General features: G+C 42.5%; 18 protein-coding genes. 10 read left to right on the forward strand and 8 right to left on the reverse strand.

All coding sequences use genetic code 11. The features are described 5' to 3' along the window. Nucleotides 1–503: 503 nt before the first annotated feature. From ileS to CJD36_RS02260, 7 genes are all read left to right on the forward strand, one after another. Nucleotides 504–3,914 (forward strand): isoleucine--tRNA ligase, encoded by a 3,411-nt coding sequence (ileS, locus tag CJD36_RS02225; RefSeq protein ID WP_105037469.1) that lies wholly within the window; start codon nt 504–506, stop codon nt 3,912–3,914. Between the two features lie 6 nt (nt 3,915–3,920). Beyond that, nucleotides 3,921–5,204: a TraR/DksA family transcriptional regulator gene (locus tag CJD36_RS23430; RefSeq protein WP_205685541.1), complete on the forward strand. Its 1,284-nt coding sequence runs from the start codon at nt 3,921–3,923 to the stop codon at nt 5,202–5,204. A 121-nt stretch (nt 5,205–5,325) separates the two neighbouring features. Further along, the gene (locus CJD36_RS02240) at nt 5,326–5,721 is read left to right on the forward strand and encodes a hypothetical protein (protein WP_105037471.1); all 396 of its coding nucleotides are present in this window, start codon (nt 5,326–5,328) and stop codon (nt 5,719–5,721) included. A gap of 171 nt (nt 5,722–5,892) precedes the next feature. Further along, entirely contained in the window at nt 5,893–10,101 is a 4,209-nt protein-coding gene (locus tag CJD36_RS02245; protein WP_105037472.1) for a T9SS type A sorting domain-containing protein, read from the forward strand. An 86-nt stretch (nt 10,102–10,187) separates the two neighbouring features. Next, nucleotides 10,188–11,183: a tRNA dihydrouridine synthase DusB gene (gene dusB, locus CJD36_RS02250; RefSeq protein ID WP_105037473.1), complete on the forward strand. Its 996-nt coding sequence runs from the start codon at nt 10,188–10,190 to the stop codon at nt 11,181–11,183. Nucleotides 11,184–11,193: 10 nt separating this feature from the next. Next, nucleotides 11,194–11,691, forward strand: coding sequence for a metallophosphoesterase family protein (locus tag CJD36_RS02255; RefSeq protein ID WP_105038038.1), 498 nt, complete (start codon nt 11,194–11,196; stop codon nt 11,689–11,691). 68 nt (nt 11,692–11,759) lie between these two features. Then, a complete protein-coding gene (locus CJD36_RS02260; protein WP_105037474.1) occupies nt 11,760–12,302 on the forward strand; it encodes a hypothetical protein in 543 nt (180 codons plus the stop codon). Nucleotides 12,303–12,347: 45 nt separating this feature from the next. Here the strand turns inward: CJD36_RS02260 and CJD36_RS02265 are convergent, their stop codons facing one another. Further along, nucleotides 12,348–12,839 (reverse strand): DinB family protein, encoded by a 492-nt coding sequence (locus CJD36_RS02265; RefSeq protein WP_105037475.1) that lies wholly within the window; start codon nt 12,837–12,839, stop codon nt 12,348–12,350. Between the two features lie 38 nt (nt 12,840–12,877). On the opposite strand from CJD36_RS02265, the gene CJD36_RS02270 reads away from it, so the two are divergent. The 3 genes from CJD36_RS02270 (at nt 12,878) to CJD36_RS23115 (ending at nt 14,898) form a co-directional block, all read left to right on the forward strand. Then, on the forward strand, nt 12,878–14,101 hold the full coding sequence (locus CJD36_RS02270; protein WP_105037476.1) for a trans-sulfuration enzyme family protein: 1,224 nt from the start codon (nt 12,878–12,880) through the stop codon (nt 14,099–14,101). A gap of 12 nt (nt 14,102–14,113) precedes the next feature. After that, a complete protein-coding gene (locus tag CJD36_RS02275) occupies nt 14,114–14,605 on the forward strand; it encodes a hypothetical protein (protein WP_133162456.1) in 492 nt (163 codons plus the stop codon). Nucleotides 14,606–14,721: 116 nt separating this feature from the next. Then, nucleotides 14,722–14,898, forward strand: a complete 177-nt coding sequence (locus tag CJD36_RS23115) for a hypothetical protein (protein WP_161499178.1) — start codon at nt 14,722–14,724, stop codon at nt 14,896–14,898. Between the two features lie 68 nt (nt 14,899–14,966). On the opposite strand, the gene CJD36_RS02280 is transcribed toward CJD36_RS23115, so the two are convergent. The 7 genes from CJD36_RS02280 to CJD36_RS02310 all read right to left on the reverse strand — a co-directional run bounded on the left by CJD36_RS02280 (nt 14,967) and on the right by CJD36_RS02310 (nt 22,703). Further along, nucleotides 14,967–15,935 carry an OmpA family protein gene (locus tag CJD36_RS02280; RefSeq protein WP_105037478.1) on the reverse strand — a complete coding sequence of 323 codons (969 nt, stop codon included), beginning with the start codon at nt 15,933–15,935 and terminating at the stop codon, nt 14,967–14,969. A 54-nt stretch (nt 15,936–15,989) separates the two neighbouring features. Next, on the reverse strand, nt 15,990–16,733 hold the full coding sequence (locus CJD36_RS02285; protein WP_133162457.1) for a hypothetical protein: 744 nt from the start codon (nt 16,731–16,733) through the stop codon (nt 15,990–15,992). Nucleotides 16,734–17,533: 800 nt separating this feature from the next. Then, the gene (locus CJD36_RS02290) at nt 17,534–18,469 is read right to left on the reverse strand and encodes a hypothetical protein (protein ID WP_133162458.1); all 936 of its coding nucleotides are present in this window, start codon (nt 18,467–18,469) and stop codon (nt 17,534–17,536) included. A 3-nt stretch (nt 18,470–18,472) separates the two neighbouring features. Then, complete coding sequence (locus CJD36_RS02295) at nt 18,473–19,750, reverse strand: MBOAT family O-acyltransferase (RefSeq protein WP_240609278.1); 1,278 nt, start codon at nt 19,748–19,750, stop codon at nt 18,473–18,475. Nucleotides 19,751–20,010: 260 nt separating this feature from the next. Beyond that, nucleotides 20,011–20,811: a class I SAM-dependent methyltransferase gene (locus tag CJD36_RS02300; RefSeq protein ID WP_105037482.1), complete on the reverse strand. Its 801-nt coding sequence runs from the start codon at nt 20,809–20,811 to the stop codon at nt 20,011–20,013. A 5-nt stretch (nt 20,812–20,816) separates the two neighbouring features. Further along, entirely contained in the window at nt 20,817–21,332 is a 516-nt protein-coding gene (locus CJD36_RS02305; RefSeq protein ID WP_105037483.1) for a hypothetical protein, read from the reverse strand. 192 nt (nt 21,333–21,524) lie between these two features. After that, complete coding sequence (locus CJD36_RS02310) at nt 21,525–22,703, reverse strand: T9SS type A sorting domain-containing protein (protein WP_105037484.1); 1,179 nt, start codon at nt 22,701–22,703, stop codon at nt 21,525–21,527. Nucleotides 22,704–22,979 lie beyond the last annotated feature (276 nt).

The following is a 22,979-nucleotide window of genomic DNA, read 5'->3' on the forward strand; positions in this document are numbered from 1 at the left end:
AGATGATTTATTGATTTCCGAAGTGGTTTTTCACCTGGGTGTGATGGGTTCATAGATGTCAAAGAACGAGGGGCAAAGTGCCCATTTTGGGTGCAAATTAATGCGTGGATTTATACTTGACAAATAAACATATCCACATTTTTGTGGATAATTCAGTCTAAGTTTTAATGGATCAATGGGTTAGGTGAGGTTATTTGAAGTGACGTATATTTTTGGTTTTTATGCTTCTATTTTGGTGGATGCTACTTAGCAAGGTCTCAAAGAGAGACGGCCCGATAAGCCGGTCGGAGACCGGCGACTGTGCGAGCGTAGTCGGAGACGTACGCTCAGCACTCGGCGCGAACGGGGTGTTATGAATATGTGCATACCCGGTGTATAACTCTTTATTGTAATGATTGGCAATCAAAAAATCTACCTACCTTTGCGCAGATTTTTTTTGATAGATTGGGCGAGGTCTGTCTATATTTTTTTAATTCGCCACGATATTATAAGGAGTTTATTTAATGAGTAAATATAGTGAATACAAGGGTTTGAATATGCCGTCCATAGAGCAGGATATGCTTGCTACATGGAAGGCTGGTGATTATTTTAAGAAAAGCATGGATCAGCGTCGGGAAAACGAATCGTTCGTTTTTTACGAAGGGCCGCCAAGTGCTAATGGTATGCCGGGTATACATCACGTTATTTCGCGTACTATAAAAGATATGTTCTGCAGGTTTAAGACCATGCAGGGTTACCTGGTAGAGCGTAAAGCCGGCTGGGATACTCATGGCTTGCCTATTGAACTGTTTGTTGAGAAGGAACTGGGTATTACTAAGGAAGATATAGGTAAGAAGATAAGCGTAGAGGATTACAACAATAAGTGCCGCGAGGTAGTAATGCGCTACAAGGATAAGTGGGAAGAGATAACCGAGAAGATGGGTTATTGGGTGGATATGAGCAATCCTTATGTGACATTTGATAATAATTACATAGAAACATTGTGGTGGGCGCTTAAGGAATTGTACAACAAAGATCTGTTGTACAAGAGTGTGAGCATTCAGCCATATTCGCCGGCGGCCGGCACCGGGCTGAGCAGTGCTGAGCTGAATATGCCCGGCACTTATAAGGATGTGAAGGATACAACCGTGGTTGCCATGTTCAGTCTGGCTGCGCCGGCAACACTATCCGGTTTTACCTTGCATACTTTACAGACCACATTGCATGAAACCGCGCGTAATGCATGGGAACCATTTGTAAATCTGCCAATAGGCGGCGGATTGCTGGCTGCAGAAAAAGCGGCTGAGGTTTACTTCATGGCCTGGACGACTACTCCATGGACATTGCCAAGTAACTGCGGTTTGACCGTAGGACCAAATATAGAATATGTATTAGTTCAGACTTTTAATCCTTACACACATCAGCCAACAAATGTAATATTGGCGAAGGGATTGTTGGGTAAATACTTCAAGCCTGAAGCGCAAAGTGGTGACCTGACACTTTATACGACCGATACCAAGGCAATACCGTGGCATATACTGGCAGAATTTAAGGGTAGCGAACTGGAAGGCCTGAGGTACAACCAGTTATTGCCATTTGATGGTAATACCCGCGAGATAGCCGGTGGTGATCCGTTCAGGGTAATAGTCGGCGATTTCGTAACTACCGAAGATGGTACAGGTATCGTTCATACTGCCCCGGCATTTGGTGCGGATGACAACAGGGTTGGCAAAAAGAACAATATAGGCATATTGACCATGGTGGACAGGCAGGGTAAGTTTAACGACTTTACCGGCGAATTCAGCGGTCGATACGTTAAAAACTACAAAGATGATCCTGATTATAAGGACGTGGATGTGGATATTGCAGTAAAAATGAAGATCAGCGGTAACGCCTTCAAAGTAGAGAAGTACGAACATACTTATCCTCATTGCTGGAGAACCGACAAACCCGTTTTGTATTATCCCCTTGATGCATGGTTCATAAGAACTACTGCAGTAAAGGATAGGATGATCGAATTGAACAAAACGATCAACTGGAAGCCAAAATCTACCGGCGAGGGTCGTTTTGGCAATTGGTTAGAAAATATGGTGGATTGGAACCTGAGTCGCAGCCGCTACTGGGGTACTCCATTGCCAATATGGGCTACTGAAGAAAGAGACGAACTAAAGTGCATAGGCAGTATTGACGAGCTGATAGCGGAAGTGAATAAGGCCAATGAAAAACTGGGTACTAACCAGGTATTGACCAGGGAAGGACTGGATATGCACAAACCATATGCCGACAATATAATATTGGTGTCTGACAGCGGTAAGCCTATGCGCCGTGAACCGGACCTGGTAGACGTATGGTTTGACAGTGGTGCTATGCCATATGCGCAGTTGCACTATCCGTTTGAGCAGAATCCACTGGATATGCTGAAACGCAATTTCCCTGCCGATTTCATTGCTGAAGGTGTAGACCAAACCCGTGGTTGGTTCTATACGCTACATGCGTTGGGCGTTATGCTGTTCGACAGTGTAGCCTACAAAGCAGTAGTAAGTAATGGCCTTGTGCTGGACAGTAAGGGTAACAAAATGAGCAAAAGCAAGGGCAACGTTGTTGATCCTTTTGCTACAATAGAGAAATATAGCGCAGATGCTACACGTTGGTACCTTGTTACCAATGCATCGCCTTGGGATAGCTTAAAGTTTGATCTTGAAGGTATTAAGGAGGTTCAGCGGAAATATTTTGGTACATTGTACAACACTTACCAGTTCTTTGCGCTTTATGCCAATGTAGATAATTTCACATTTAAGGAAGATTATATACCGGTTAGTCAGCGTCCTGAAATAGATCGTTGGATACTTTCCAGTTTGCATACATTAGTAAAGGATGTTACAAGATTCCTGAATGACTACGAGCCTACACAGGCAGGTAGGGCAATGGAATACTTCCTTGATGAGCAACTCAGTAACTGGTATGTGCGTTTGTGCCGTCGCCGGTTCTGGAAGGGTGAGTATGAGTTTGATAAGATATGCGCTTACCAGACATTATATGAGTGCCTTGAAACATTGTCATTACTGACAGCTCCGATAGCACCATTCTTTGCCGACTGGATGTACCAGAACCTGAACAAGGTGTCGGGTAGGAATAACAGCGTGTCTGCTCATCTTGCCGACTTCCCTTTAGCTAACGAAACGTACATAGATGCAGATCTTGAAGAGCGTATGCACCTGGCACAGGATGTATGTTCTATAGTATTGTCTATCCGTAAAAAGGTAAATATCAAGGTGCGTCAGCCACTGCAGCGTATACTGATACCGGTAATGGATCCGCACATTAAGGAGCAGATAGAGAAAATAGCTGAGCTTATCAAGAGCGAAGTGAACATAAAAGAGATAGAGTATCTTACTGATAATGATGGATTTATCAAAAAGAAGATAAAACCAAACTTTAAGTCTTTGGGTGCCCGCATGGGTGCTAAGATGAAGAGTGTTGCCGCAGCGATCAACCTGATGCAGCAGAATGACATCAATATATTGGAGCAAGACAGAAGTTATGTGCTGACCGTTGATGGTGAGCAGATAGCTATTGGCATGGAAGATGTAGATATAATAGCGGAAGATGTGCCGGGGTGGTCTGTAGCTAATAAAGATAATATCACAATTGCGCTGGATATAACTATTACAGAGAAGTTGCAGGACGAAGGTAATGCCCGTGAAATAGTGAACCGGGTACAGAAAATAAGGAAGGAAAGTGGATTTGAAGTGACAGATAGGATTATTGTGAATATTGAAGAGCGTGAAGCATTAAAGAGTGCAATAATTAATTTCAATGATTATATTTGCGCGGAAATTTTGGCAGATAGTATTAATATTTCTGCTGATATTCAAGACGGTATAGAGATTGATGTTAATGATATAGTTCTTAAAATATCAATATTAAAAACATAACAGATCATGACCACAAAGAAACAAGCGGCAGCAAAGCAGCCAGTTAAAAACGTAAAGACAGCGAATAAAACTGCGCCGGCTAAAAGTGCCGCGGCATCAAAAAGTGCTAAAGCCGCACCTGCAAAACAGGCAGCCAAAATTGCTCCTGCAAAAGTGGCTGCGAAGAAGGCACCGGCTAAACCAGCTCCCAAAGCGCCAGTAAAACCGGCAGCAAAGGCAGCACCAGCCAAGCCAGTTTCTAAACCAGTGGCCAAGTCGGCACCCCAAAAAGTAGTACCTAAGAAAGCCGCACCTGCTAAAAGTGCACCGGTAAAAAAAGCAGCACCGGCCAAGAAATCAGCGCCCATTAACAAACCTAAAATAGAGCAAAAAATACCCGTGAAGAAAGCAGCACCAGTAAAGAAAGCAGCACCGGCGCCGGTAAAAAAGGCGGCCCCTGCTAAGAAAGTAGCAGCGCCTGCAAAAAAGGCAGCGCCTGTAAAGAAAGCAGCTCCCGTAAAAGCAGCACCGGTGAAGGCAGCGCCTGTAAAGGCAGCACCTGCTCCTGTAGCTAAGAAACCTGTAGAAAAAGTAGTAGCGAAACCAGTTCCGGCTCCGGCGCCAGCACCTGTTGTAAAAGCAGAACCAAAAAAGGCCGAACCTAAGAAGGGCAAAGAGCCGGTGAAGAAGATCATTAAACCAGGATCTGTAGATAAAAGAGCTAATCTGGGTAAGCCGGTATTGGCACCAATGCCTAAGCCTACAGCTACTCCTGCAGCCCGCTCTATTGAAAAGAAGCCGGTTGTTGTTATTGCTCACCGTCGCCTGGAGAATAAATCTAAGCATACGACGGAAGATGAAACATCACCAAACTATAAGACTGAGGTATACAGGTCTTTGCTTGATGATGCACCGGTAGAGCCGATAACCATCTACAGGTATCCTGACGAAGATCTGCAGGAGTTCAAGGAATTGATCTCTAACAGGTTAGAAGCAGCCCGTAAAGAGTTGTTGTATCTGCAGGGAGTTATTACTCGTAAAGACGAAACCGGAACAGAAGATACAGAGAACAGGTATATGAGCGTAGAAGATGGTAGCGGTGCAATGGAGCGTGAGCAACTTGTGCAGTTGGCCAGCCGCCAGATACAGTTTATGAATCACCTGGAAAAGGCTTTGATCCGTATCGAGAATAAAACATACGGTGTATGTCGCGTTACAGGTAAGCTTATTGAAAAGGCACGTTTGCGTGCAGTGCCACATGCTACATTAAGCATCGAAGCCAAGAAAATGATGAATACAAAGTCTAACTAATTTTAGTTGGAATAGAATATAACTGAAGCTATCCTTGCAAAGGGGTAGCTTCTTTAGTTATAATACTCCGATTATAAAATATCCCCTCGCCACCGTATATTTGCCATAACAACCAGACTATATGAAATATTTAGTAGCCATAGCCCTTTTGTTCTCTTCACTTGTAGTTGCTGCGCAAGATATCAGTTTTCAGCTGTGTAATGCTAAAAGTAAGAAATGGGTAGGTGCCAATATCTACACCAGAACCGCTGCGGAGAACACTACCACGCTTACGTTCAATATGAACCACACAGTAGTGGAGGGCGACCGTAGATATAACAGTACGAAACCGCCTGTAAAATGGTGGCTGGCTACCGGTGAATACATGAAAGACAATAACATCATTATCCAGATAGGGGAGCACAGCTATTACGCCGAATTCTCCCGTACCAATAATGGTAAAGATTTCCTTACCCTCATCCGGGTTCCGGAGCAGGAAGGGGAGGAGAAAGTGATTAAGACGTATGTAGCGGAGTAATATTTTAGAATTTTATACTTAGATATAGCGCACCTTGATGGTGTGCTATTTTTTTTAGAAATGACCGTTAGTAAAGTTTTTCGACCGTTGGTGAGTTTTTTCAATGTAAAGAAAATCAGATAGATATCTTTACTGCACACATTCACACTTTACAAAACGTATCGGTTATCTATGAAAAATCTATTGCTTTCTATAGTGATTATACTCACCACACTCGCTGCAAAGGGGCAGTGCACGGTTGGTGCAATAACGGGTTTAAACAAAGTAACGATTGGTACAGCAATTTCCCTTACCGACACATCTGTTGGTGGGACCTGGAGCAGCAGTGATACAAATGTTGCACTCATAAATTCCTCGACCGGCGTGCTGAAAGGGAAATCCAGAGGAACCATAACTATCACCTACGCTACCTCGCCTACATGCAGAGCAATCAGATCAATAAGTGTTATAACGAGTTTTAAAGGGCGTACAAAGATCTGCCTGTCCGATACGGCAACTATGCGAGACACGTTGGCCACCGGGGTGTGGAGTAGTAGCAGACCATCTAAGGTTTCGATAAATAGTCTTACCGGTTTTATGACGGGCCTTGACACCGGCTACAGCGTGATCAGTTATGCATACACCTTGTCTAGTGTACCATATGTTGCCTCCGACACTGTTAAAGTTGCCAATATTACATCGGTAGGTCACCTAACCTCTACTGATACCATCATTTGCGGCAATACGAGTATTGAGCTCAATGACACCACAACTCCTGTTATCTGGTTATCGCGAGATACAATGGTAGCTAAAATATTAAACCCATATACGGATAGTACATTGGTATATGGAGTGGGGCAAGGTGTTACCAAGATCATTTTTGCGTCGCAATATTGTAACTTGATATGTGATTCTGTAAGGGTACACATGGATACATTGCCGTATGCCGGCACAATAACAGGTGGAGGGGTTACTGTATGTGCGGGCGCAACTATTAATTTATTAAGTACGGGAGCAATGGGTTTTACGCCTACCTGGACGTGTGGAGATTTGTGGAGTGCAACCGTTACAGGATCAGGACCCGGCGGTAATACCGGTGTAGTTAATACTTATATGACAGGATATGGTACTTATATACCTATATATCATACGGTTTACAGCTTACTTAGATGTGCATCAGCTGTTCAGGCATATGTAGTTACTGCTGCCCAACCACATTTATTTGCCATGACCGGGCCAGCAAGCATAATGCTGGGTACAACCCAACCTTACTCTCAATCCTATTATTGGAATGGCTCACCAACAACAGAAAGCTGGACCATTAGTAATACTTCAATTGCATCGGTAGGACCATCGGTTCAGGTATCTGGTTTAGCCGTTGGGAGTGCTACGCTAAATCATAATGCCTACAATTCATGTGGCGGATCATATGATTCGAGGGTTATAACAGTAACCCCTCCCGAAATTGGTGCTATTTCTACCGGATTCTCAGCCTTTGTAAACAGAGCTTGTGCAGCACCGCAATTTGGGGTTAGTGTTCCTGCTCATGGTACCACATTCAAATTGGTAACTAACTATGGCGACAATCATATAGACACTACTACTATTCCATCATCGGGTGTGGATGCACTTACTACATTTACTCACGGCTATAATACTTCAGGTATGTATAGTATTCGCCAGGTATTGTACAATGGTGCGATAGCTATAGATTCGGTCAACTATTCATACCAACACTTCTTGTGCCATGATATAGCGGTGTCGCTCTATATAGACAACAATGACAATTGTACTTTCGACACTGCGAGTGAGCATCTCAATTACTTGCCACTGCGCGTTGCGATAGATTCAAATGGTGTTCCAAAAGACACTATCTCAGCAACAAGCGGTATCTATTATTCTACCTGGGGCAGCACAGGTGCAGTGTATTCTTTTCGGGTGTTTGGAGTAGATTCTCCGTTACATTTTTCCTGTCCTGCATCAGGTATAGTATTTGACACTTTGCTATCGTCAGGCACCGGAACAAAAAACAAGAATATAGCGTTAAGTTGTTCTTCACTGCCGGGTTTCGATCTGTCGCAGCAAACCTTCATTGTAGCGGGAAGGCACAAAGCGTATGGTTCTATAGCAATAGCTAATAATCGGTGCACGCCGCAGAACGCCATAGTGACACTGGATATCAGCCCCAAATATATCCTTAACCCTGTTGCCTACTGGACATCGCCAACCCCTACGTCTGTAGTAGGTAATCGAGTAACATGGAATTTTACGGGAGTAGATGCAAGTAATATCCCGCCGTTTATTGTATATAATCTTGAAGTAGCAACCCCAACATGGCTTATTCCGGGAGATACCGTACATAACACGATATCTGTATTCCCTAATACAGGCGATGCGGATACGACCAATAATATCAGAATCAGAATTGACACAGTGAAATCTTCTTTCGATCCTAATCATGTAGAGGTGTCACCACAGGGCAACGTACTCAACGGCACGAAGCTACATTTTACAATAGAGTTTGAGAACGACGGAAACGACACTGCACAAAATATCTATGTAATGGACACCCTTTCCGATGCCCTTAATCTTTCCTCATTGCGTATGGTGGGTGCCAGTGCTGCGATGAAAATCGCGATCCTGCATTCTGGTGGTCATAACATTATAAAATTTGATTTTCCCGGCATTAAATTACCAGATAGCACCCACCATGGCCATTGTACCGGGCAGGTGATGTATACCATCAATACAAAGACAGGGCTCAGCGATGGCACAGACTTGCTTACTCATGCCGGTATATTTTTTGACGATAATCCTGTTGTACTTACAGATACAGCTTTTAATAAAATACTCGTTCCTAATGTAGTTATTGCATCCAGCATTAGCGATACTATATGCAATGGTAATTCCGCGCATTTCAATGCTATTCCACATTCAGTTAATACACCTCATTTTCAGTGGTATGTTAATGCCGTCAGCATGGGGACAGATAGTACGGGCTTCACACTTCCAGTAGGTATGGGTGGCGATACAGTTATTTGTATCATGACCAGCATAATGGATGATAGTATCCATACAACATCAAACAGGATAGTGCTCGTCAACAGAGGCTTGCCAAATCCCGGTATTATATCGGGGCCTGTTTCGGTTTGCCCCGCTAATTCTATTGCAGTGTTTGAAACTGTATTTCCAGGTACATGGGGTATTACCAATAGCCATGCAACGATGTCGTCAGGCACTATTACCGGTGTAACTGCCGGCCCCGACACTGTCTTATACTCCGTTACCAATGCATGCGGTACTTCAATTGCAACATTCCCGATCACTATCAACCCATTGCCTTTTGCAGGTACAATTACCGGTCCTGTATCAGTATGCCTCGGGGCTTCCGTTACCCTGTCCAATCCTGCAACCGGTGGTATTTGGACGCTTACCAATACACATGCATCCCATTCTAGTGCTTCAATTACCGGAGTCACAGTAGGTGTGGATACCGCTGTCTACACTGTTACCAACATGTGTGGTGCGGCAATAGCTCGTCGTGCACTAACCATATTGCCATTGGTTACACCTTCTATTACTACCGCTGTGCACCCAAGTGATACTGTTTGTGCCGGAGATTCAGTAACCTTTACTTCAACAGTAGTCAATGGTGGTGCTACGCCGGTTTACCAGTGGAAAAGGTTCACAGCTATTGTGGCATCCGGTTCTTCCTATAGTTATGTTCCTGCATTGGGAGATGTTATCAGCTGCACTTTAATAAGTAGTGAGCAATGCCCGGCACCAGATACAGTTGCGTCTACAAACACTGCTATGCTGGTGATTCCAACGGTTACCCCAACTGACGTGATCTCTACTTCTATCGGAGACTCTGTCAGTTATTCAGGGCAAATAGTATCCATCAACTCCACTATTTCGTATTGTGTATCGGGTACTTATCAATGGTATAAAAATGGGATAATTATTTTGGGCGCTACTAACACTTTTTATTCCGCTGCTGTTTTCACTAACGACACTTTTTATTGTGTGAATCATTGTAACTCACCTTGTGCAACTACCAATATCGACACCAGTAATACATTAATTATTTACGCAGATTATCTGACTACGGGAATTCATGCAACTCAATCATCAACTGGCAATCTTTCCTTGTATCCTAATCCTAATAATGGCTGTTTTGTTTTATCAGGTATGATCAGTTCATCTGATAATGAGGCTGTCCATGTTGACGTAATGGATATGACAGGGAAGGTTTTATACAGCAGTGCTTCTATTCCTGTTAATGGAGTAATTCACCATCAAATGGAGATGTCTTCGGTCAGTGTTGCTTCCGGTCATTATATACTCCGTTTGCGAAGCAGCGTAGCAGTTGAATACGTGCAGTTTGTCATAAATAAGTGAAATTAATAATTGCGTAGAAGTGCCACACCCAAAAGGTGTGGCACTTCTGTTTACACAAAAAATGCCCTAACTTTGCGGCCTTATTTATGGTAAAGATCGATAATATAGAGTTGGGGGAATTTCCGTTGTTGCTGGCACCTATGGAGGACGTTAGTGATCCGCCATTCAGGGCAGTGTGTAAGGAAAATGGTGCAGATCTTATGTACACCGAGTTCATTTCTTCTGAGGGATTGATACGTGATGCCATAAAGAGCCGCCAGAAACTGGATATTTTCGATTACGAAAAACCAATTGGTATACAGATATTCGGCGGTGATGAGGATGCAATGGCGCTATCTGCTAAGATCGTAGATAGTACTGCTCCCGATCTGCTGGATATTAATTTCGGCTGCCCGGTAAAGAAGGTGGTTTGCAAGGGTGCCGGTGCGGGTGTGTTGAGAGATATAGACCTGATGGTACGCCTTACCAAAGCGTGTGTACGCAGTACATCGTTGCCGGTAACCGTAAAAACCCGTCTCGGCTGGGATGATGATACCAAAAATATTGAAGAAGTAGCCGAGCGCCTGCAGGATGTGGGAATAAAGGCACTGACCATACATGGCCGCACCCGTGCACAATTGTATCGCGGAGAGGCAGACTGGACATTGATTGCCAAAGTAAAGAACAACCCACGAATACATATACCCATCTTTGGTAATGGTGATATTGACAGTCCACAAAAGGCTGTTGAGTATAAGAACCGTTATGGTGTAGATGGTATAATGATAGGCCGTGCCGCCATAGGATACCCTTGGATATTCAGAGAAATTAAGCACTATATGGCTACCGGCGAAGTGCTCGCGCCGCCAACTATTGAAGAACGTTTAACCGCAGTGCGTAAACACCTGCATGGCGCGCTTGCCTGGAAAGGTACAAGGACAGGCGTATGCGAAATGCGCCCGCACTATGCCAGCTATCTTAAGGGGCTGAATCATGTACGTGAGTTCAGGACCCGCCTGGTCACCACAGATAGTGTAGATGAGATTGAGCACATCTTTGATGATATCCGGACATTCTACGCTCGTGAGGCAGAGATGGCCTAAACACAGCGCTATGACCCGTATAGGCCTTATATCTGATACCCATAACTACCTTGACGACGCAGTTTTCAAACACTTTGATCAATGTGATGAGGTGTGGCATGCGGGTGACTTTGGGACTGCAGCCGAGGTAGCAGACAAGCTCAAGGCATTCAAACCATTTAAAGGTGTATATGGTAATATTGATGGCCGCGATATAAGAGATGAATACCCTGAAAAACTGATCTGGAAGTGTGAAGATGTGAAAGTCTTTATGACCCATATAGGCGGTTATTCACCTAAGTATGTGCCTGGCGTGCGGGCAGAACTATTGGCTGAGCAACCTAAGCTATTTATCTGTGGTCACTCCCACATTCTTAAAGTACTCTACGACGAAAAAATGCAATGCCTCCACATGAACCCCGGTGCGGCCGGTAAGCATGGCTGGCACAAGGTGCGGACCCTTATCCGTTTTGTGATAGATGGTGACAGAATGAAGGACTGTGAGGTGATAGAGTTGGGTGGGAGGTAGGGGATAGTAGTTAGAACAGATGGTTGTAAATGATTATAAAAATCGCAACAGACCAATAAGAGAAGCATATGGATTGGCGTACATTATTGGTAGTTATCTGCATCATCGTAATAGTATTTATAATCGTATTAATTCCAGCGTTAATTCATAGATGGTATTACCGCCTTAAAGATAAAGGCAAGTTGAGATCGGCAAAGGTTGTCGGATTTAGCTTTTTGGCTGTTTCCTGTTTTCTGGTGTATGAAATTGTTGGGGAAATATGGCCATACGATAGTTATTATAAGGACGCCTTTTATAATGATATGAAGGTCAAATTCCCGGAGCATGGGAAGATCGTACATAAGACTACTGACTGGGACGATGTGGCGTTTGCTAAGGAGGTGGACAGTGTAACCTATAACGGGTTGCTTAAAAAATTTCCCGGCAACTGCACATTTGGTCCTAATAGTATTGCTTATGAGGTTGTCGGAGTAACTGATAAATATAACATGAACACAGTCTTCCAATCTCACAATAGCACCAAACCGCAATGGGCTCCTGCTTGTGTGTATTTTTTAATTGACCATAAAACGATCGTTTACTTGTCGGGAAATATGGTTAATTGCCCTTGATAAGTAGGATACTTAGAACTAATTTATATCAGATCTATCTACTATCTACTGCATCCTCACAAACCCAATAAAATCAGTTCCCGGTATGGCTGTTGCACCGGCCTGGCGGAGCATGGTGATGAGCTGGCCACGGTGGTAGGTGCAGTGGTTAAATACATGATGTAGTACCTGCCATACAGGTGTGGTGTAGGTATTTCCTTTGCGATCAGAATAAGAGCAAATAGCGTTTAGTGAGGTGTCGTCCAGCCCTTCTATGTAGGTCATCAATTCAGTTGATGTGCGCTGCCAATTGTTGCACATTTCTTTGGCCAGTCCTATAAATATACCTTGTACCCAAAGTGGTTCGGGGTTTTGTTTCAGTCGCTCCAGCCATATATATTCTGCGCTCCATATATGCAGAGCGGTTTCCTTAATTGTAGGGAAGCTGCTTTCTATTTCAATGTTCAGTGAGCGGGTAGGTAATGCCAGCATGGCTTCAATAACGAGCCTATTGGCCCATAGATTATATTGCGCGTATTGGGTGAGTATTTGCTTCATGGTAACTTGTATCTTTATCTGCGAAAATACTCAATTACATGACTGATAATAACACCAATCCGGGATTTGATACCCTTTGTTTGCATGGCGGCCACGTTACCGAAAGCAATCGCGCCCACCTTACGCCTATCTATGCATCGAGCACTTACGAGTTCGACAGTGCGGAACAGGCGGCAGCCATTTTCAGAGGAGAAGAGAAGGGATATATCTATGGCCGTTGGGGTAATCCTACCATTGCAGAAGCCGAGGAGCGCATAGCCATGCTGGAAGCCTTTGGGTTGAAAGACGCTAATGGTGAGCAGTTGAAGCTAAAAGCAATCCTCCATGCTTCTGGTATGGCGGCCATATCTACAGCTTTCATGGGCAATGTGAAGGCTGGGGAGAAGATACTCACGCATCAATCCTTGTACGGTGGTACGCATGAGATCATAGAAAAGATACTGCCCGATTTTAGTATTGGTGCGGTGATAGTTGACTTTCATGATCTGAAGGCCGTGGAGCAAGCGCTACAGACAGATAAGACGATCCGAATGATGCATATAGAAACGCCTGCAAACCCCACTTTGCAGTGTGTGGACCTTGCAGAACTTATAGCATTGGCAAAGGCACATGGGGTAGTAGTGTGTGTAGATAATACTTTCGCGACGCCTTACCTGCAGCAGCCTTTTGCATTTGGAGCTGACTATGTGGTACACTCTACAACCAAATTCCTTAATGGCCATGGTACTGCTATTGGCGGTATATTGGTGGGTAAAGACATAGCGCGAATGAGCACTGCGTTGACCAAAACGCACCGCCTGCTGGGTGGTAACAGTAATGCCTTTGATGCGTTCTTGCTGGTCAATGGACTCCGTACACTTAGTGTGCGTATGGATAGACATTGTGCTAATGCTGAAAAAGTAGCACAGTTCCTGCACGATCATCCTGCGGTGGGAGTGGTCAATTATCTTGGCCTTGCTGACCACCCCGACCATGCAATAGGCATGAAGCAAATGAAGCACCCCGGCGCTATGCTGAGCTTTGAGCTGAAGGGTGGATTTGATGCAGGTGTAAAGTTCATGAACTCGTTGAAGATATGCCTGAATGCAGTATCGCTCGGTACATGCGACACGCTTATTTCTCACCCTGCATCTACTACCCACATGGGTGTAGCCCGCGAGCAACGCCTTAAATTCGGCATTACTGATGGTATGATACGTATGAGTGTGGGCATTGAAAATGTGGAAGATATAATTGGGGATCTGGAGCAGGCAATGAGATAAATGAGGTGTATTATGAGGCTAATATTACCGGTTTTTATTTTGGTTGCATTTCAAGTGCTGTTGTCATGTAATAACACAAATAACAAAACCCCGAAAGGTACGGTAGATACTGCTGATCATGGATATAATGAACTAGCTAACTCAGCCGGGCGTAAGGCATTTACTAGGTCAGAGTACAATCAGGACAACATGGGTAGTGAAAATATTCAACGACCGACGGCATGCACGATAAGTACAACACTTGATACGTCTCTGCTATTTAGAATATGGACAAGTGACCCAAATGGACCTCATGCCGATTTCGTATTTTCAGGAGTATCTTTTTTTGTGGTTGATTATGAAGGTGACGCCGCTATGCCGTATGTGTTATCTGGTAGTAAACTGAAAATATATTATAATGATTTCATTCAGGAAGGAAACATTGTTGCTTTAAATAAGGATACGCTTAAGATACATTGGTTGGGAGAAGACAAGGCAACTTGCTATACACTGTGGAAGCATTGATATTGGAAATTGTATTGTAAGCCCGTTTATTATTCTTTAATGGAAATACCTGATTTATAGTTTTTGTTTATATATTTATGGTATAGTTTTATTAACTATAAATTAAATCATGCGCCATGGGTAAGGAAGCAAAGAAGTCGACCAGGGACAATAAAATTAAGTCAGGCATAAAGAGCTTGACAGTAAGTGCCAACCATCTCCGCCGTGATAAAACCATATCTCGCGAAGCATGTGAGTATACTGTAAGCAAAGAATCTTACCGGTATATGGAAGATAATTGGGGAAAGGATTGATATCCAAATACACGATAGATCTACGTTATTATTTAGTCTTTATAAACTCAACTCTTCTATTCATTGGCTTAGCTGCCGGTGTATTGGCACTGTCCTATTGGCTTGTCAGATCCGTAACCTTGTGTGGTGAGCCTTGAAGCAGCAACGCCGTTTATTATCAATGCTATTTTTACTTCATTGGCTCTTGCTAGCGATAAAGCAGCGTTCAGTTCTTTGTTACCATCATCATCTGTATGTCCGTCTATTTCCAATTCTGCGGTAGGATTAGCTTTTATCCAGTAAGCCAGATCTTTAATGTAAGCGTTGCTGAAAAGAGTGATGGTCTTTGTCCCTTTTTCAAAATCAATTGCATGAGTAACCAGTTTCTTTTCAGTATTAATGATGCTAAACTCACGGGTATTATTCACTGTAGAAATTTTTACGTTTTTAATGGTAGACTGCCCTCCAAAGGCAAGTTTGAGTTTCGATATCTCTGGTATACTCACCAGGTCATTTTGTATATAGTAACAAGATGAATCTATACATAATAGCAGCAGGTCTTTCTTAATAAAGTATGTAATCTTATACCACTTGCTGGGTGCCAACTGCGTAAAATTGTCAGTTTTTGAAACATGCCCGCCTCTGAATACCTGAAACGTTACGCTTTCGTGGTTATATAAATACAGGAAGCTGCCATTCTTTGAGTCGTACTGTCCGAATAGTGCTATACCTAAAAGACCAACAATAGAATCTGGTTTATAATCAAACTCCAGTTTTAATCCATCACCTGTATTGGAAAGTGGTTCAATTAACGGGTGAAGCTCTATTTCCTTCTCAAGGTATAGCCCATGCTCACCATCATTAGCCGTTACAAAGACTTTAGTTGCAGGTTTTGTTTTGGTCTCCTCCCATTTTTGCGGGAATTTCCCTACCGTATCACCACTGAAATCATCTTCAAAAATGATATTATTAGCCTTTAGTGTTGAAGTTTTATCTACCTGTGCCTGGGCAACGATAGCCATAGCTATAAACACTATCACCAATTTCAGAAATTTCATAGTATAAAATTGTGGTTACAAGATAAGGATAACTGCGGTAGTGATACTCAGCTGCTAGCTTTTTTCTTTTAATTTTTTAGGATGGTGTTTGCGCATTACCCCAACCTGCAAGCTCACATAACTAGGTTTAAGTGGTACTTGGTCTGTCCATTTTTCATCAGCAATTGGGTTGCCGACCATATTGCATATGGTCTCCGTAAATGTAAGATGCCAGAGTTTTGAGAGCGTAATATGTTCGGCCATCCCATAACTTACTGGAAAGATGACAGGATGAAGTGCTGAAGTGGTATTGTAGGTGTAACTGTAATCCACAAATTTACCCGCACTATAAGTTCTGTAATATGTTGTAGTCATAGTGCCGTCTATCATTCGGCCTATACCCGGCATAAAAAACAGGTGAATGACCTGCTTTTTACCTAGCCCTATATCCAATATTGGTGCCAGACAGATGTAACTGCTTTTACAGTTTACCTGGACACCGTTGGTGGTGTCGGTCGTGCCACCAAACATCAGGTCAAATAAATTACTTATTGTACTTCTGTTATTATTAAAATTATAGCGCTGGAAAAATAGTTTACCTCCAAGGTATAAATGCTGTGTTATCTTCCGCTCATAGTATATTCCGGCGCAAGGCAACAGCTTCGATGTTTGTATCTCATGTGAATCAGAAGAAAAATTAAGTCCAGGTCCGTATCCTGGCGGGCAGCCTATACCCACGTCAATACCAAAGCGGTTTTGTGCCTTGGCGGTGATTCCGATCAGGGAACAAATTAAAAGCATGAGGGCACTTCGTTTCATGAATATAAAGTTAACCCTTTATATCGCAGAAGTATTGGGTGCGCAATTTTTTTGCCATTTGTCAAATTATCTGGTCATTTTCAACGCATAGACAATCGGCAGCTTTCCTTCCATGCCGGGTATCAGGTATTTGCGTGGGGCTATCTCTAAGGTTGAGGAAAACAGGCGTGCTAAAATCACGAGTTTTATAAACTGCAGAAATTTTTACGTTTTTAACGGTAGACTGCACTCCAAAACCTAGTTTGACTTTCGATATCTCTGCTATACTCACCCGGTCATTTTGTAGATAGTAACAAGTTGTATCTATACATACGAGCAGTAGTTCTTTTTTAATAAATTATGTAATCTTATACCACTTGTTGGCAGCCAACTGAGTAAACTTTCTGTTTTTCAAATATGTTCACCCCTGAACACCTGAAACGTTACACTTTCGTAGTTATATAAATAAAGAAAGTTGCCATTCTTTGATCCGTCCTGTCCGAACAGTGCAATACCTAAAATACCAACAATAAGAATCTGGTTTATAATCAATCAAACTACTGTTTTAATCCATCACCTGTATTGGACAGTGGTTGAATTAAAGGGTGGAGCTCTATTTCCTTCTTCAGGTATGCCCATGCTCACCATCATTAGCCGTTACAAAGACTTTAGTGGCAGGTTTTGTTTTGGTCTCCTCCCATTTTTGTGGTAATTTCCCTACCGTATCATCACTGAAATTGTCCTCAAAAATGATATTATTGGCCTTTAATATTGAATTTTTATCTACCTGTGCTTGGCAGGCCTATTGGCATCATAAACAGCTATAAATGCCCTCCCGGGAACAGTTTATTAATAAGGATACTATCGTAGACTTCCACTCCCTTAGAGTTGAGGTGACTAAAGTCAAAAAAGTAATCATTTTTGAAAATATTTGTATCGTTAAAGTTATAGTATTCAGCGTCTTTTAATGACGAAAGATAACGATCCAAACTATCGCGGTTGACCACCGACCTGTAACTATCAGGTGCATACGGTGTCTGCACCAATATCAATCTTATGTTCTTTTCTTTGAGTATCTTAACAATGTTCTGCAAAGACTTAAGTTGCAACTCGTTAATCTCAAAATGAGCAGGTGCAATATGCTGTCCGTGATATTGATTGTTATTTATTGTCCTTTCAACAAATCCGCCAGGTATATAAGTGTCGTTGTTTTTTATTGCCGGCTCTTTAATATTTTGTCTATTAAGTGTTTTAAACCATGAGTAAACAAACGTATTGTAAGCAGGAATGGTATTTACCTTTAGAGCCATTTCAAACAGTCCTTTATCAATTCCTGGAGAATTTGAAAAAAGATCCAGGGCGCTTTCAGTGCCATCGCATTGTAGTATGGTATAGTACATATCAAAAACAACGACTCGTGGATGAATCTTATCTATATACTTTTTAACCAGATATTCCGTTTGTATCGGCGATTGGGCTGAAGAACCTAGATTGAACAACGAGATACCGTGTCTTCTGAAAATTCTGGGATCAAATCCCCTATAAGTATGTGAAGATCCAAGTGCCAGAACGTCTACTTGACTACAAGTATCGGCTTCTGCAAGCCGTGTAGATAGGTGTCCGGTGCTATTTTTTAGGTAGAGTACATTTTTCTGTAATTTCTTTGGCATTATGTTGCAAAAACAAAACAGGCAAACGACATATGCGATTATGAAAATTGCGAAAAAGCTGACTGCTTTTAACAGAAATTTTTTCATACTTTAAAATTGAAAATAGATAAAAGATGCTTTCTGGAAAGAGCCAAACATCAATATGATAAAAAATATAAGGAAGTAGGTAGAATAACGCAGTGTTTTGTTGGATATAGTATCGAAAAATGCATCGACGTCGGAATTGCGACTTAGCCACTCTATCAGCAGCATAAAACCAATAACAGGGAATACATAAGGAGCAATAAACTGCTTTACCTCCATTCCTGATCTGAATTTGTTGGTGAAGATGGAAGAGATGTAATGTATGGCTTCGCTGAAGTTTGCTGCCCTGAAAAATATCCATGCAAGGCATACCATCCCGAACGTAAGCAACATCTGGAACCCTTCTCTTATTCCGGGGAGGAACCTGCCCGGAGCGATTTCGCCGGTATTTCTGCGGTTTTTGTTACCCAATAAGAGCGGTAAAAAATATAGTGCATGAAGCGCTCCCCATATTATAAACGTCCAGTTGGCGCCGTGCCAGAAACCACTTACTATAAATATGATAAATGTATTTCTTACTGACTTAGCCAACCCGTTTTTGCTACCACCTAATGGAATATACAAATAGTCTCTAAACCATGAGGACAGTGATATGTGCCACCTTCGCCAGAACTCTGCTATATCTCTGGAAAAATATGGAAATCTGAAATTGATCAATAATTCAAATCCGAATAATTTGGCAGTACCACGTGCTATATCTGAATAACCACTAAAATCGGCATAGATCTGGAATGCGAAATAAAAGGCACCAATGAGCAGTGAAAGACCCGACATATGAGAATAGTCGGCATAAATGCTATTTACTGATGGAGCCAAACCATCTGCTATCACTACTTTTTTGAACATACCCCAAAGCATGAGTCGCAGACCATGAACCGATTGTTTGTAGTCAAAATTCCTTTTTTTAACTACTTGAGGCAACAGATGTGACGCGCGCTCAATAGGGCCTGCAACTAATAAAGGGAAGAAACATACGAATAGTGAGTAATCAACAAAATTCCGTTCCGGTACCGATCGTTCCCGACATATATCAAAAACATATGACATGCCGTGGAATGTATAGAAAGAGATGCCGACCGGAAGCACTATTGCCAGGAAGTAAGGATCTACATGAAAACCTATGTTTGCCACCATATCCTGGAAAGAATGTGCAAAGAAATTATAATATTTAAAGACGCCCAACACCGCAAGGTTATTAAATATGCTTAGCCACAAGTATAGTTTCTTATTCTTCTTAGTATGTATGAGTATGCCGAACGTGTAATCTATGATAGTGGATAGCATTAACAGGAATACAAAACGCCAATCCCACCAACCGTAGAAAATATAGCTGACAACTAATAGGAAAGTATTCTGTAATTTTAAATTCTTTGAAAACGCAAACCAGTAAATTGCATAAACCAGTACTAAGAAGATAAAGAATTCAATAGAATTAAATAGCATATTTTTCGGGTAATATTATATTCGTGTGCAATTTACTCAATAATCAGTAGGAAGTTATATTGTTATATCTTCAAGATAATAAGTTAACTGTCGAACACTCATTACCGCTTTATCATTTTCAACGCATAGACCATAGGCAGTTTACCTTCCATGCCGGGTATCTGGTATTTGCGTGGGGCAATTTCAATTGTCTCGGGGAAACAGGCGTATGGAGAATAGTCGTACTCAGCCAGTTTTACCAGTTGCAGGTTCTGATCTAACAAGTTTTGTATCACCTCCGCCTGATCATGATTCCAGGTAACCGAGTTAAGGTTGATGGGTGCTGACTGGTCTGCATAAGTACCTGATTCTACTTCATTTATCTCCTGCCTGTTGAAGTAAGAATACTGTACATATTTAAAGTGATTGTCGAACATCCAAAGTGTAGGGTGGAAGTCAGCAAACACAAACATACCACCCGGTTGTACATATCGACCAACTATAGAAGCCCACTTAGCCATGTCGGGCAACCAGCAGATGGTGCCATATGAGGTAAAGACAATATCAAACTTACGATCCAGTACCTCCGGAAGTTTGAAGATATCGGTGCAGATGAATTCCGCATCAAGTCCCAGTTCATCATTCATTTTGCGGGCCTGCGCTATGGCTGCGTCAGATAGATCGATACCAGTTACTTTAGCCCCCATGCGTGCCAGTGACAAAGAATCTTGTCCAAAGTGGCATTGCAGGTGCAGGACGGTCTTACCCTTCACATCTCCCAGTAGTGATAATTCTATGTCGTTGAGCGAAGATTCACCGGCCATAAACAGCTCGTTGCGGTAAAAGTCAGACGTAATGTGGTGCTTCGTTTTTTCGTTCCACAGGGCTTTATTGGTGGCTACGTAATCTATGTTTTCAGGCATGGGTCTTATTTTTGAAATATGTATAGGATAAGTGTGTATTGTTTGGAATCCTTATTATAGTCAACCTCAAGGGTTATGTGGCCTACCGGTGGAGAGGTGGCCTTAAAATCGGGCATGAACATGATCTTCTTAAAGCTCTCCAGTCCTTTAATGTAATTGGGTACAGACCTCATTACATACCCCTTTGGTACAAGGCAACTATTCAGTTCAGCTATAATGCGATCATACTCCGGTTTGATCAGATCGGTTGTTGGTGCCTGTTTTAGTGCGCCTTCATAGAACAATCCCATAGATGCAACGAACCTCGATATGATCGATCCAGGGACATTGATGTTGCTTTTGTACACCAGTCCATTTCCTCCGCTACGCTCAGCGTCGGGGTGGCGAATGTTTTTGAATTCGTTTGGTCCGTCTTTGAGTATGGCGCTCACCGCATCACAGAAATCTGTTTTCTGTGCATAAGTATTGGTGAAAGCAAGTAACGACAATGCGGCACCCAGCAGTGCTTTTTTAATAAACATGTTGCTAAGATAAGGATGGATGGGGAAATGGAAGAAACAAGAAAAGGAAAGACGCTGTTATTATTCCAATTGTTTACAATTTACATTACCCACCCATCATGTGTTTTTTAACGCGGACAATCAAGTAGTCGTACAAAACGCTCCAAAATGCCACAATATACCCAATGGATCACGCAGGAAAAATTATACCCTTTAGTGACTAATGATGAGTTTCAGTATTTTAGTTGAAGCGGGTCCTTTCAACGACAGATGGTATATGCCGGCAGGGTACCTATCTGTAGCGATGGTGGTGTTTGTTGCGGAAAGCGTCTGGCTAAATAAAACACTACCAATTGCATTTGTGATTGTCATTTCATTATAGTCGGCGCCTATCATTTCTATAATTAAATCGTCGTTAGCAGGATTGGGGTACATGATCACCGCATTTTCTTTAACTACGTCATTCGTGCCCGCACTGCTGCCGCAAGGTCCGCCTGCGCAGGTTATAATATGTACTGTCATTTCTCTTTGGCTTGTACCTACCAATATTCCTCCTCTGCGTTCTTCGATATTATAAGCGATCACCCCTCTTTGCAATATATCTGCAGTGAAGTTCATTATTCCGCTTAAAGTGTCGAATATGAATGAGCCGGCGGTGCAGGACAGGGGGGCTGCACCGGTATAAGGAGTGGCATAGGTAACCGGAGCAGTGACGCTTGTGCAAGATGAGGAGCCTGTTCCATTGGTGGCAGATACCAAATGAATTGATAGCAGGTCTCCATCGGGATCAACCGCAGCAGGCCCATATGTTTGCGGAATATTTAAACAAAAATAGCTTTGTTGAGATACGGTAAGCGAAGGGCTGGAATTGCCCAAATTACTATTTAGCGATGCTGTGAGGAACATTGTGGTCGCACCCGCATTGCTAATATTGGTGATGGCTGCTGCCCGCCCGGCTGTAGTGCTACCAAGGTCTCCGGAAAATTTGAATTGCCAGTTTGCGGAATTGTGGGGTAATGTGTATACCCGGCTGTACGTGAATTTTTTTATTCCAGGGAGTGTAGATGAGACGTCTGTGCATTGTGTAATAAAAGCACCGGAACAAGCATTTGTAATTTCGATACCTGCTGTTGGTGTGTCAATGGCCAGATATAAGGTAGTGTCTGATAGCGAACCATCATAAAGGCAGATGCGGGGAGTTGCAGTTGGTAATAATGAAAAAGCTGCTGAACTACCTGCTCCGCAGTCGCCATATAAGGCTATTGAGATTTTATAGGTACTGTCACTAATGTGTGTATAGTACAGATCTGCTCCAACAATATGCGATGCATAGGAACTATTGCCAGAAAATGCGAGGAGCAAACAAACGAACGTGCGAATAAAGTGTTTCATATTGTAGGATTTAATAGTTGAATTAAACTTCAGTTCATTATTACCTTACAAATGCTATGCCAAATTTAAAGGTTTGTTAAAATAGCTGACGATCAAAACAGACTGCCTGTACCATACAACATAACCAGCGTATTGACACCAAAAGTGTAGCTGCCGCCTAAGTACATGATGAAATTTTCGCCAGATGAAAAGACGCAATCCTTCTGCGAGCTCAGGATCACATTGCGTCCTCTACCAAATTGGGGTATTTATTGAAAATGCAATTTTCCCTCCCCA

This window comes from Flavipsychrobacter stenotrophus (assembly GCF_002954265.1).
Lineage (GTDB): Bacteria > Bacteroidota > Bacteroidia > Chitinophagales > Chitinophagaceae > Flavipsychrobacter > Flavipsychrobacter stenotrophus.

Bases quoted from the DNA above. Each gene is read 5' to 3' on its own strand.
- CJD36_RS02245 (WP_105037472.1), top strand. From the start codon at position 5,893: ATGAAAAATCTATTGCTTTCTATAGTGATTATACTCACCACACTCGCT.
- ileS (WP_105037469.1), top strand. From the start codon at position 504: ATGAGTAAATATAGTGAATACAAGGGTTTGAATATGCCGTCCATAGAG.
- CJD36_RS02305 (WP_105037483.1), bottom strand. From the start codon at position 21,332: ATGTTTATTAAAAAAGCACTGCTGGGTGCCGCATTGTCGTTACTTGCT.
- CJD36_RS02295 (WP_240609278.1), bottom strand. From the start codon at position 19,750: ATGCTATCCACTATCATAGATTACACGTTCGGCATACTCATACATACT.
- CJD36_RS23115 (WP_161499178.1), top strand. From the start codon at position 14,722: ATGGGTAAGGAAGCAAAGAAGTCGACCAGGGACAATAAAATTAAGTCA.
- CJD36_RS02300 (WP_105037482.1), bottom strand. From the start codon at position 20,811: ATGCCTGAAAACATAGATTACGTAGCCACCAATAAAGCCCTGTGGAAC.
- CJD36_RS02275 (WP_133162456.1), top strand. From the start codon at position 14,114: ATGAGGCTAATATTACCGGTTTTTATTTTGGTTGCATTTCAAGTGCTG.
- CJD36_RS02240 (WP_105037471.1), top strand. From the start codon at position 5,326: ATGAAATATTTAGTAGCCATAGCCCTTTTGTTCTCTTCACTTGTAGTT.
- CJD36_RS02265 (WP_105037475.1), bottom strand. From the start codon at position 12,839: ATGAAGCAAATACTCACCCAATACGCGCAATATAATCTATGGGCCAAT.
- CJD36_RS02280 (WP_105037478.1), bottom strand. From the start codon at position 15,935: ATGAAATTTCTGAAATTGGTGATAGTGTTTATAGCTATGGCTATCGTT.
- CJD36_RS23430 (WP_205685541.1), top strand. From the start codon at position 3,921: ATGACCACAAAGAAACAAGCGGCAGCAAAGCAGCCAGTTAAAAACGTA.
- CJD36_RS02260 (WP_105037474.1), top strand. From the start codon at position 11,760: ATGGATTGGCGTACATTATTGGTAGTTATCTGCATCATCGTAATAGTA.
- CJD36_RS02285 (WP_133162457.1), bottom strand. From the start codon at position 16,733: ATGAAACGAAGTGCCCTCATGCTTTTAATTTGTTCCCTGATCGGAATC.
- CJD36_RS02310 (WP_105037484.1), bottom strand. From the start codon at position 22,703: ATGAAACACTTTATTCGCACGTTCGTTTGTTTGCTCCTCGCATTTTCT.
- CJD36_RS02270 (WP_105037476.1), top strand. From the start codon at position 12,878: ATGACTGATAATAACACCAATCCGGGATTTGATACCCTTTGTTTGCAT.
- CJD36_RS02255 (WP_105038038.1), top strand. From the start codon at position 11,194: ATGACCCGTATAGGCCTTATATCTGATACCCATAACTACCTTGACGAC.
- dusB (WP_105037473.1), top strand. From the start codon at position 10,188: ATGGTAAAGATCGATAATATAGAGTTGGGGGAATTTCCGTTGTTGCTG.
- CJD36_RS02290 (WP_133162458.1), bottom strand. From the start codon at position 18,469: ATGAAAAAATTTCTGTTAAAAGCAGTCAGCTTTTTCGCAATTTTCATA.